Origin of the sequence: Evansella tamaricis (assembly GCF_019042215.1) — a bacterium.
GTDB classification, from domain to species: Bacteria; Bacillota; Bacilli; order Bacillales; family Salisediminibacteriaceae; genus Evansella; species Evansella tamaricis.
Genome location: NZ_JAHQCS010000026.1, coordinates 1 through 12010 on the forward strand (window position 1 = coordinate 1; position 12010 = coordinate 12010).

A 12010-nucleotide genomic window follows, 5' to 3' on the forward strand; every position below is an offset into this window, starting at 1 on the left:
TGCCCGAACGGGAGCGTCGGGCTGGTATTCGGTAGGAAGTTGCCGGAACTTGTGCCCGAACAGGAGTGGATGGTTGGTATTCGGTAGGAAGTTGCCTGAACTTGAGCCCGAACGGGAGCGTCGGGCTGGTATTCGGTAGGAAGTTGCCGGAACTAGTGCCCGAACGGGAGTGGATGGATGTAGTTCGGTAAGAAGTTGCTCGAACTTGAGCCCGAACGGGAGTGGATGGATGTAGTTCGGTAAGAAGTTGCTCGAACTAGTACCCGAACGGATACGTCGTGTCGGTATTCGGTAAGAAGTTGTCGGATCTTGTTCCCGAACGGGAGGGGATGGATGTAGTTCGGTAAGAAGATGCCTGAACTTGAGCCCGAACGGATGCGTCGGGCTGGTATTCGGTAAGAAGTTGCCGGAACTTGTGCCCGAACAGGAGTGGATGGTTGGAGTTCGGTAAGAAGTTGCTCGAACTAGTACCCGAACGGAAGCGTCGCTTAGTAGTTCGGTAAGAAGTTGCTCGAACTTGAGCCCGAACGGGAGCGTCGTGTCGGTATTCGGTAAGAAGTTACTCGAACTAGTGCCCGAACGGATACGTCGTGTCGGTATTCGGTAAGAAGTTACCCGAACTAGTGCCCGAACGGGAGCGTCGGGCTGGTATTCGGTAGGAAGTTATCGGATCTTGGTCCCGAACGGATGCGTCAGCCGGAGATTCGGTAAGAAGTTGCTCGAACTTGAGCCCAAACGGATACGATGTGTTGGTATTCGGTAAGAAGTTACCCGAACTAGTGCCCGAACTTGAGGGGATGGATGTAGTTCGGTAAGAAGTTGCTCGAACTTGAGCCCGAACGGATACGATGTGTCGGCATTCGGTAAGAAGTTGTCGGATCTTGAGCCCGAACGGATACGATGTGTTGGTATTCGGTAAGAAGTTACCCGAACTAGTGCCCGAACGGGAGCGTCAGCCGAAGTTTCGGTAAGAAGTTACCACATCTTGTGCCCGAACGTTGGGAGAATACCGTCATTCGGTAACAACCCCACCCAGAATAGTCCCAACCCGAAAAAGTCCCACCCAACCACCACCCCCAACCCCAACCCAAAAATAACCCTAGCCATTTGGTAAGATGAACTTGAAATTCATCCCAAATGGCTAGGGTTCTTGTTTTAAAAAGCAAGATCTATATTAGAAGTAATACCCCTTCAACAAATACCTTCAAATACCTGAATCTCTGTATCTTCACACAGTAAAATCAGCTTCACTTTTTATTTCCCCACATACTCAAACCAGTCAAATAAAGCAATATTATTACTTATTTCTCCATTGGAACTAGCATACATTCCGATTTCTGTTCCAACAAAGCCGCCAGCAACATCGGTGCTTAAGATTCGGCCATCCACGTTTTCCAGCACCACATGATAATCATTGGATCCACCATCTTTTTCCCCATAATAGAAGCTGTAATCCTGGTCGTGAGCCTCCACTTTCAGTCTCAGAGAGGAAGTTGCCACACCAACAGGGAGCTCCTTTAGAATCACCTCTTCGCCACCGGAACACTTAATTAACTGTAGAACATTCTGCTCGCCTTTTTTGCTGAAAATAAATTGAAAGTGAAACTCATTGCTTTGTTGTACGACTAAACCTGCAACCTCGGTCTCTGTCGCCGGTGAAAACTCCATCAAAGTGGAAGCGGAAAAATCAAGATGCTGCTGTCTTCGTCCAACAAAACTTGCATTCACCAATTCCGTGATACGTTCTGGACGCAATTTCAAACTCAAATACCCTGGTCGATCGGTTAAACTATAAAACTCATCTCGTGGAGTCCGCAGGAAATTCCATTTAAAATCCAATATTCTTCCATTAAAATGGTCACACGCATCCTCAATCACCGATTTTGATTCGGGTAAATTCGGTACAGGATACGTCATTTCCAGTTTTCCAGAACCAGGGCTCATAATTGGCCATCCATCTTCCCAGGTAACCGGCAACAGGAACGTTTCCCGTCCAAGATTACGGTAATACCCCCCGGAAATTCTGGAAGCAAGTCCCACTGCCCACCATTCTCCGTTTTGAGTTTCCACCAAATCACAGTGTCCCACATTGACGATCGGGTACGCCTTCCCTAAGTGCCGATGAGTGAGAATTGGATTTCCGATATATCCTACATACGGCCCGGTAATGCTTTCGCTACGGGCAACAGAAACGGCATGATGATGTCCTGTCCCCGCTTCTGAAATCAAGAGATAATAATAACCGTCAATTTTATAAATGTGAGGACCTTCTGGCCAAATCACATCCCGGAGCGCCCCTCTCCATAAACCGATTGGTTCTCCAACCAATTTCATGGTTTCCAAATTCAGTTCCTGAAGCCAAACTTCCCAGTTCCCACTATATTTTTCCCCCTCTGGTGCTGGTCGAGTGCCATGATAATAAACCCGGCCGTCCTCGTCGAAAAATAGGGAAGGGTCAATTCCAGGGGCATCCAAATAATAAGGATCAGACCATGGTCCAGCAGGATCTGTCGCTGTTACAAGGAAATTCCCACCTTCACCAACATTAGTTGTAATCATATAAAACACACCGTCATTGTACCGGATGGTCGGTGCAAAAATACCACGTGATTGACCCTGGCCATCCAATGGGAGCTGGGATGGGCGATCTAATACATGACCGATTTGTTTCCAATTCACGAGATCTTTGCTATGAAAAATTGGGACCCCGGGATAATAAGCAAAGGAGGAAGTTACTAAATAATAGTCCTCGTCTACTCGGCAAATGGATGGATCAGGGTAAAACCCTGGAAGGATAGGATTCTTAAACGTTTTCATGAAATATGTCTCCTCTTTCGTTATTTTTACCTGAGTTTTGCAACATAAAGTCTCCTCTTGCTGATTATGTTTTACGGAGTGTTGTGTTGTACGTACATCGCATCGGAGATATGGTATTATTCTTTTACTCTATCATGAACTTTATTTAGTAGTTGGTGAATTTTTTATAAATTCTTTTATGTTGAAAAGAAATTATTCCTATCACCTAATACTTTAGACTTATTGATAGACGACCTTACACACTATTTTATTCTACCATCAGCACGTACGTACAACAATGGTATTTAAACTTCAGCTTTTCCCTCTCCCCCTTATTTTTCCCCAAAACAACTATCCATAGCTGAACCTTCCTCTTTATGGTAGAATTAGTACAATTTTAATTGACTAGTGAAGGAGGGGGAAGGGTGCAGAACCATGTCATTTCCATAAAGGATGTTAGTGTCCGAAGGGGTGAAAAGTATCTCCTGAAAAATATCACATGGGAGGTGCATAAGGGGCAGAACTGGGCTATTCTTGGTTTGAATGGAGCGGGAAAAACAACTCTCCTGAAAATAGTGACCTGTTATATGTGGCCCACAACTGGGACAACGGATGTATTGGGGAACAGATACGGAAAAGTGAATATTCACGAAGTGAGAAAATCAATTGGATGGGTGAGTAATGCCCTTGATGAACAACTTCAATCACACGGGAGCAGTACAGCTTTAGAAGTTGTTTTAAGTGGGAAGCATGCATCGATTGGACTATACGAGCACGTTTTGGAGGAAGACGTATCCCGAGCAATGGAGCTATTGCAAAAGTTTCATATTGTACACTTAGCAGATAAACCACTTAACACTTTTTCGCAGGGGGAGAGAAAGAAAGTACTTCTTGCAAGGGCTTGGATGTCGCAGTTGAAACTGCTCATTTTAGATGAACCGTGTGCCGGTCTGGACATATATGCCCGCGAGGAGTTGCTTGGGTCATTGGAAATGTTGAGTAAAGAAGAGAATTCACCAACCCTGCTTTTTGTGACGCATCATGTGGAAGAGGTTATTCCGGCCATTAGCCACGCCCTATTGATTCGTGCAGGGGAAGTAGTTGATGCGGGGGTGAAAAATAAGGTATTGACGGAAACAAATTTGGAACAGACCTTCCAGGTTCCGTTACGATTGAAGTGGGAGAAAGACCGTCCATGGGTCCGTGTAGATGGAGGGTTTATTTTTAGAAAATGACAGGGATATGGCAAAAGAGAAGTTGTGTTTAAGTTGTTCCCGAGAGTTCTTCAATGAATTAATAAGTTTTGGTATCTTTAGGCAAGTCAAAGGACGCGACTTTCTGTCAAATGAACGGACTTCCGTTACATCATAGTTGACGAAAGGACCTAAGTTAACAAACTCATACTTGAGGGTTTTTTGATGCTTATCTTTTCTATCCCTTGGTCAAAAGTATCATTTATTTTTCCATCCACCTTAGATATAAAATCCAAATCACTAGAATCCATTTCACGGATAAAGTGGGTGTCTAATTCATGAAAGTCACTGCCCTCTATAACCGAAAGTAAACTTTCCTCATAATCAACTGTTGGAAAGTATTCATCAAAATCACTATTGTAAGTAATAATGTCACCGTAACCAAAGTCCTTTGCCAAAGAGCATAAGTATTGAAAAATTTCATAAACCTCCTTGTTTCTTTCCTCAAACCTCTTGGAGGAATTTGCCTTCCATTCTGCTATAAACGCAAGATCCAGTAATTGTTTGTATTGTTTTTTATTTAAATTAATTTTCATCTATGTGGAACCTCCTTGTTACTATCAAGATTATTATATATCAAAGTAAGGTAATGTTTGAAAGAGATTTGTGAATAAATAAATCTTTATATAAAAAGGAATGGGATTCCAAGGTAAAACATATAAAAGAAATAGAGCAGAAAAATAAAAATTGAGTATCCTACTAGCTCAGAATCCTGGATTAAAAATTTTATGATGGCATATTGATGAGACCTGCGCAAACTCCCTTTCACCATAGGCACAAGTGCGACATTCGTGCCTATGCTCCCACAGGAGTCCCGTTTGCTCCGTTGTTATCAACACTTTTATTCAAACATTAGAATTATTTTGAGCAAAAGGGATAACATTAAATAAAATAATATTCAGAAAAGTGTTGCGAAATTTCCTGGAAGATGATAGTTTTAAGTCGAGAAAAAAATTTTTACACTAAAATCTAAACGTTTACATTTTATAATTTTCAGTTAATTAAACCTAGTATTTCAATTTTGTTTTCACTAATAGGTGGTGCAGCAGGATGACGAATAAACCGACAATTCAAGATGTAGCAAAGAAAGCAAATGTATCTGTAGCAACAGTATCCAGAGTGATAAACGAACAAGGGGGAGTTAGGAAGCCTACAGAAGAAAGAATTAAACAAGCGATAAAAGAGCTAAGGTACGTAAGAAATGCAGTTGCAAGAAGTATGGTGAGAAAAGAAACAAAAACAATCGGAGTTATTATTCCCGACATTTGCAACCCGTTTTTCCCAGAAATTATTGCCGGGATCGAGCGAAAAGCTATTGGAGCAGATTATTCCACTACCTTAAGCAGTTCGAATGAATCGAAGAAAATAGAGAGTAAGATCATACAAAGCTTTGTGGAACGGGGAATAGACGGGGTAATCATCACTACTGCAGATGAAAATGGAGAGCATCTTCAGCCATTGTTTGACGCGAATATTCCAGTAGTTGCAGTGGACAGGGCAATAAAACATTTTGATGTGGATACCGTTTTAACGGGGAATAGGGAAGGTGCTTACGAAGCAGTCCGACACCTGATTATGCAAAAACATGAAAAAATAGCCATTATTAGGGGGCCACAGGATACTACCCCTGGTTTGGAGAGGTACAAAGGATATTGTCAGGCAATGGAGGAATATGGGTTGCCGATTAAAGAAGAATGGATTTGTGATGGGGATTTCATGGAAGATAGCGGTTATGAGTTAACGAAAAAGCTTTCCACATGTAAAGAAATGCCCACGGCAATCTTCTCAAGCAATAACTTAATGAGTATTGGAGCAATAAAAGCGTTGTATGACATGAGTTGGGTGTTGGGAAAAGAGGTTTCCTTTGTTGGCTTTGATGATATTGATATTGCTACTTTTACGAATCCCCCTTTAACGGTAGTATCTAGACCAATGAGGAACTTAGGGGAGTTAGCCTTTCAATTACTTTTTGAACGGATGAAACAAGATCCTTTAGTCAAAAACCAAAAAAGGGAATTTATAGTGACACCACATTTAATTGTAAGACAATCCTGCAAAAGATCTGTATATTAGAATAACAGAAAATTTGCAGTTATTTTTAAACCATAAATCTAAACGTTTACATTTTTTTGAGGAGGAGAGTTCAAATGAAAAAAGGTGGAATTTTACATCCTGAATTAAACAAATTAATCTCAGAAACAGGACATATGGATCGAATTGTTGTGACAGACGCAGGGTTACCTTTACCTGAGACGGTTAATACACGAATCGATCTTGCTTTGAAGGAGGGAACTGTTCCCTTTTTGGAATTATTGGATACTGTACTCAGTGAACTTTCTGTGGAAAAAGTAATCATGGCAGAAGAAGTGAAAACAGTAAGTCCTGATATGCATGAAGAGATTTTGAAGCGCTTTCAAGGTGTGGAGGTAGAGTATATTCCTCATGTGGAATTTAAAGAGAGCACAAAATCTACTAGAGGATTAGTACGTTCGGGGGAATTTACTCCTTATGCTAATGTGATTCTCGTTGGAGGAGTAGTTTATTAAAGCGATTCGTTTGTAAATGCAGAAAGGAGGGGATATCAGTGGCTCATTTATTATCTATGAAGGAAATAAAAAAATCCTTTTCCGGCATTCAAGTGTTGAAGGGAGTAAACATCGAAGTGGATAAAGGGGAGATTGTTGCACTTTTAGGGGAGAATGGAGCTGGAAAATCAACTTTAATGAAGATTTTAGCTGGCGTATACGAACCAAATGGTGGAGCCATATTTCTTAATGGAAGGGAAGTTACCATTGAAAATCCCAGACACTCCCAGGATTTAAAGATAAGCATTATTCACCAAGAATTTAATTTAATTCCAGATTTAACAGTAATGGAAAATATATTTCTTGGCAGGGAATCAAAGAAATACTCTGGGGTAATTGACTGGAAAGCGATGGGGATTAAAACGAAAAAGCTTTTAGAAAAAGTGGGACTTCAGCACATCCCACCTGAAACTCTGGTAGTCGATTGCTCGGTTGCTGAAAGACAACTTATTGAAATTTCGAAAGCGTTATCATTTGAATCGAAATTATTAATCATGGATGAACCAACTGCAACTTTGAACAACGAAGAGACAGATACTCTTCTTCAATTAATGGCTTCATTACGTCGAGACGGCCTAGGCATCATTTTTATTACGCACCGTCTCGAAGAAGTTATGAAGGTGGCAGACAGGATTGTTGTCCTTAGGGACGGTGATTACATAGGCACCGAAAAAGTGTCAGAAGTAACGAAAGACAGAATGGTTACGATGATGGTTGGTCGTGACATTGAAGACCTCTTTCCGTCAAGATCCAAGCCGAGTGATGATGTTGTACTGAAAGTGGAAAATCTGACCGTATCCAATAAATTGCATGATATTTCCTTTGAAGTAAAAGGGGGAGAAGTGCTGGGTGTTGCAGGTCTTTTAGGATCTGGGAAAACAGATTTGTCAAAAGCTTTATTCGGTATTTATAACATCCAACATGGTCAAGTAACCATGTTAGGTGAAGAGATTCGGACACCCAAACAGGCTATTGATGCGGGGATAGGATTGGTGACAGATGACAGAAAAGGAGAAGGCCTCATTTTAGATCTACCAGTTTATGAAAATCTGTTACTTCCTTTTTATAGAAAAATATCGAATACTGGTATCTTAAAAAAAGCAAAGATGGATGAAATCGTTAAGAAGTGGATAAACGATTTAAAGATAAAAGTTCATGCTCCAGGCGTAGAATCTGGAAAATTGAGTGGTGGAAATCAACAAAAAGTAGTCCTTGGTAAATGGTTACAGATGAACCCAAAACTATTAATCTTAAATGAGCCTACCAGGGGGATTGATATTGGTGCAAAAACAGAAGTATATAAGATCATTAAAGACTTAACGGATCAAGGGATATCCATTATCTTGATTTCCTCTGAAATGCCTGAATTATTAGGTATGGCACATAGAATAGCTGTGATGCATGAAGGTAAAATTTCTGGCGAAATGAAAGTGGAAGAGGCTACACAAGAAAAAATCTTTTATTTTGCTACTGGAGGTGAGACGAATGCAGGAGGAAACTAAGGACGACAAAAAACTGCAATGGTTGAAAATAATAATGCTGTTAGATAAATATCGAGTACTAGTAATCTTTATTGTACTTTTAATTGTTGCTAGTTTTCTTTCAGATGCATTTTTCACGACAACAAACTTATTTAATATATTCCGGCAAGTTTCCATAGTTGCGATTATATCTGTGGGCATGACTCTCGTTATTCTAACATCAGGAATTGATTTATCCGTGGGGTCTGTGATGGCTTTCGCAGGAGCTGTTGCAGCAGGTGTTATCACATCAGGTATCCCATTTCCAATTGCTATATTAGTCTGTATTTTAGTTGGTCTAATTATGGGAGCATTTAATGGAATGATTGTGTCAAAAGGTGGGGTGCCGGCCTTTATAGCGACATTAGCAGTAATGGTTATTGCAAGGGGAATGACACTTCTTTATACACAAGGTAACCCGATTGTAATCAGTGATCCAGGATTTCGCTTTATAGGAGGAGGAACAGTATTCGGTATTCCGTTCCCAGTCATATTAATGATTTTGATTTTCTTAATGATGTACTGGGTGCTTAAACATACAACCTTTGGCCGATATATTTATGCCATTGGTGGAAATGAGGAAGCTGCAAGGCTTGCGGGGATTTCTGTTGACCGTGTCAAAATTGCGGTTTATGCTTTAGCCGGATTTTTTGCATCAGTATCTGCACTTATTTATACATCACGATTAATGTCGGCACAGCCAAATGCAGGAGCGGGCATCGAGTTGGATGCGATTGCAGCGGTAATCATTGGTGGTACACGCCTCTCAGGAGGGAAAGGTGGTGTCATGGGAACACTCATAGGGGCACTGATAATGGGGGTTTTGGACAACATATTGAATCTTATGAATGTATCACCGTTTTCGAAGGACATTGCAAAGGGATTGGTCATCTTGTTCGCAGTTTTGGTCGATAGTAAATTGGCCAGATTAAAAAAATAAACGTATGGGGGATGTATTAAATGAAGAAACTTGGAATGTTGTTAGTTGTCATGATGTTGATGCTTGTTGTCGTTGCTTGTGGGGACAGTGATGAAGGAACAAGTGGAGAAGGAAGCGGAGATGGAGAATATAAGATTGGTCTTGCAATGAATACGTTAAACAATCCCTTTTTCGTTGATCTAAAAGAGGGAGCCGAGGCGTATGCAGAGGATCAGGGGATTAATTTGGTTGTAACAGATTCACAAGGGGACCCTGGTACTCAAATGTCCGATGTGGAAAACCTTCTTGAGCAAAATCTCGATTTATTAATCCTAAACCCTGTGGATAGTGATGCCGCTGGACAGGCAGTATTATTGGCTAATGAACAAGGGGTCCCGGTTATTACTGTTGACCGTCAAGCATCAAACGGAGAAGTATTGGCACACATTGGATTTGATGCCCTGCGATCCGGAAATATCGCAGCAACGTATTTAGATGATACTTTGGGCGGAGAAGGTAAAGTGGTAGAACTCCAAGGGATTCTCGGAACAAATGTTGGACGTGACAGAAGCCAAGGATTTAATGACCATATGGATAGTGTGCCTGGGATTGAAATTATTGCTCGTCAATCGGCCAACTTTGACCGAGGGGAAGCACTTAGTGTAATGGAGGATATCCTACAGGCTAATTCAGAAATTGACGCAGTCTATGCAGCAAATGACGAAATGGTTATGGGTGCACTTTCAGCTATTGAAGCTGCTGGGCGCTTGGATGAAATGGTAATCATTGGAACAGACGCTATCGATCCAGCAATGGATGCCATCAGAGAAGGTCGATTAGAAGCTACTATTGCTGAACCTCCATTCTTTTTAGGGCGTGATGCAGTAAAAACAGCCATTCAAATTTTGGAAGGGGAAGACGTTGACGAATTAATCCTATTGGAAAATACACTAGTAACAGCAGATAATGTGGAAGATGTTGAAACACGGTAGGTGATGGTTGTGGCCAATATTGTAGTAGTTGGAAGTTATGTAGTTGATTTAATGTGTCGGACACCGCATATGCCAAAACCAGGAGAAACCGTTCTCGGGGGGCCCTTTAAGATGGGCCCTGGCGGGAAAGGTGGAAATCAGGCAGTAGCAGCAGCCAGATTAGGTTCCAACGTCACAATGGTTACAAAAGTGGGAATCGATGTATTTGGGGATGAGGCAGTCAGGAATTTTGAAAAGGAAGGAATAAATTCTACTTATGTCACAAGACATGGGGAGGAATCAACTGGAGCAGCTTTAATTGCGGTAGATCAGGACAGTGAAAATATGATAGTAGTTGCACTTGGTGCATGTGGAAAAATCACACAAGAGGATGTTTCAGATGCAATATCTTCTTTTGATGAGGCAAATATTGTATTAATACAGCTGGAAACATCCATTGAGGCGGTGGAAAAATCGGTTCACCTTGTTATGGAATTAAATAAGCCAATCATATTAAATCCTGCTCCATACCAAGAGTTTGACGAAGAACTTCTTAAAGGAGTTACGTATATTACACCAAATGAAACAGAGGCAACCTTACTGACTGGTGTAGATGTAAAGGATGAAAACTCTGCTCGAGAGGCAGCGATCATCCTTAAGAAAAAGGGAGTTAAAACAGTAATTATTACCCTTGGAAAACAAGGCTGCTTTGTTTACGATGGAAATGATAAAGGGCGTTTAATTTCAGGTTTTAACGTGGATGCAGTAGATACCACCGGGGCTGGTGATGCATTTAATGGAGCATTTGCCACCTATATTGCCAGAGGATTTTCCTTGGATGATGCAGCGAGACAGGCGAATGCGGTTGCGGCTTTATCTGTAACGAAAGTCGGTACAGCACCTGCCATGCCCTATGAGTCTGACTTATCCTCATTTTTAAAAAAGAGTAACAGTTAATAGCTTAGCTTATGGTTTGTTTATGATTGCAGAAAGAGGCTGGGATAAAAGAGTTTAAATTAGAAACATGAACGGATATGATTGTAATATTCGCTTTCATTTTGTAATAGTTCCTATTCACAGTTAAGAACTTTAGTGTGTCCCAGCCTCATTTTAGAGAACCATTGATACTGACCGAATAGTTGTGGGGAGAATTGGTTATTATGAAGGTGTTAGGAATTAGAAAAAACTTTATTTGATTTTTCTGATTATTCGGTATTATAATTAAAGAAAGCGCTATCATTATTGCCGAGGAGGGAAGTAATTGGATAATCTTGCAGACCAACTTAGGGGTACCATGGAAAGAAGAGGGATGACAAGGGAAGAATTAGCTGCTGTAACTGGAATTTCAGAAGATGTTTTAGCTACGATTGAGGCGAATTCGGATGAAGTCAGCGTATCTGACTTACAGAAGATATCTTCCGCATTAAACATGTCTTTTCATATTGGAGACACCTCCATATAAACAACTTCATTGCCAGTAAGCCTACTCACAAGGATGAGTAAGGCTTTTTTTGTTGTTTAGGAAACTTTAACCTGGAATGAATGTGGATAAGTTTATTGTCCACAAAAGACATCCAACTCTACCGCTTTTCTTAAAAAATAAGAAAGTATAAGTTTTTGCACCTTCGGGCATTGTCTAGCTCCAGCGCCTACTCGCAAGGGAACTGAAAAAGTGGTGCTTTTCCACTTTTACAGTCCCTAAGGCACTTCGAAAGTGACAACCGAAGTCAAAATACGGACTTCTAGTTGTCATTCCTCCACTGCCCTACGCTCGTGTTCATAGGCACTTGCGCTTTTCTAATTGTCTAGCTCCAGCGCCTACTCGCAAGGGAACTGAAAAAGTGGTGCTTTTCCACTTTTACAGTCCCTAAGGCACTTCGGAAGTGACAACTGAAGTCAAAGAGCGGACTTCTAGTTGTCATTCCTCCACTGCCCTACGCTCGTGTTCATAGGCGCTTGCGCTTTT

General features: G+C 41.2%; 10 protein-coding genes. 8 read left to right on the forward strand and 2 right to left on the reverse strand.

Annotated elements, in window-relative coordinates:
* Nucleotides 1–1254: 1254 nt before the first annotated feature.
* Nucleotides 1255–2817, reverse strand: coding sequence for a glycoside hydrolase family 43 protein (locus KS419_RS01265; protein ID WP_217064286.1), 1563 nt, complete (start codon nt 2815–2817; stop codon nt 1255–1257).
* A gap of 404 nt (nt 2818–3221) precedes the next feature.
* On the opposite strand from KS419_RS01265, the gene KS419_RS01270 reads away from it, so the two are divergent.
* Nucleotides 3222–4031: an ABC transporter ATP-binding protein gene (locus KS419_RS01270; protein ID WP_217064287.1), complete on the forward strand. Its 810-nt coding sequence runs from the start codon at nt 3222–3224 to the stop codon at nt 4029–4031.
* A gap of 149 nt (nt 4032–4180) precedes the next feature.
* Here KS419_RS01270 and KS419_RS01275 read toward each other — a convergent pair whose 3' ends face one another.
* The gene (locus KS419_RS01275) at nt 4181–4585 is read right to left on the reverse strand and encodes a hypothetical protein (RefSeq protein WP_217064288.1); all 405 of its coding nucleotides are present in this window, start codon (nt 4583–4585) and stop codon (nt 4181–4183) included.
* A gap of 514 nt (nt 4586–5099) precedes the next feature.
* Between KS419_RS01275 and KS419_RS01280 the strand changes: the two genes are divergently transcribed.
* The 7 genes from KS419_RS01280 (at nt 5100) to KS419_RS01310 (ending at nt 11506) form a co-directional block, all read left to right on the forward strand.
* On the forward strand, nt 5100–6122 hold the full coding sequence (locus tag KS419_RS01280; protein WP_217064289.1) for a LacI family DNA-binding transcriptional regulator: 1023 nt from the start codon (nt 5100–5102) through the stop codon (nt 6120–6122).
* A gap of 74 nt (nt 6123–6196) precedes the next feature.
* A complete protein-coding gene (gene rbsD, locus KS419_RS01285) occupies nt 6197–6595 on the forward strand; it encodes a D-ribose pyranase (protein ID WP_217064290.1) in 399 nt (132 codons plus the stop codon).
* Nucleotides 6596–6633: 38 nt separating this feature from the next.
* Nucleotides 6634–8136: a sugar ABC transporter ATP-binding protein gene (locus KS419_RS01290; RefSeq protein ID WP_343215011.1), complete on the forward strand. Its 1503-nt coding sequence runs from the start codon at nt 6634–6636 to the stop codon at nt 8134–8136.
* Nucleotides 8120–9094, forward strand: coding sequence for an ABC transporter permease (locus KS419_RS01295; protein WP_343215012.1), 975 nt, complete (start codon nt 8120–8122; stop codon nt 9092–9094). Before KS419_RS01290 ends, KS419_RS01295 begins: the two co-directional genes overlap by 17 nt.
* Before the next feature lie 20 nt (nt 9095–9114).
* Nucleotides 9115–10065, forward strand: coding sequence for a substrate-binding domain-containing protein (locus KS419_RS01300; protein ID WP_217064291.1), 951 nt, complete (start codon nt 9115–9117; stop codon nt 10063–10065).
* Nucleotides 10066–10068: 3 nt separating this feature from the next.
* Nucleotides 10069–11001, forward strand: a complete 933-nt coding sequence (rbsK, locus tag KS419_RS01305; RefSeq protein ID WP_217064295.1) for a ribokinase — start codon at nt 10069–10071, stop codon at nt 10999–11001.
* Between the two features lie 304 nt (nt 11002–11305).
* A complete protein-coding gene (locus KS419_RS01310) occupies nt 11306–11506 on the forward strand; it encodes a helix-turn-helix domain-containing protein (protein ID WP_217064292.1) in 201 nt (66 codons plus the stop codon).
* The last annotated feature ends 504 nt before the right edge of the window (nt 11507–12010 follow it).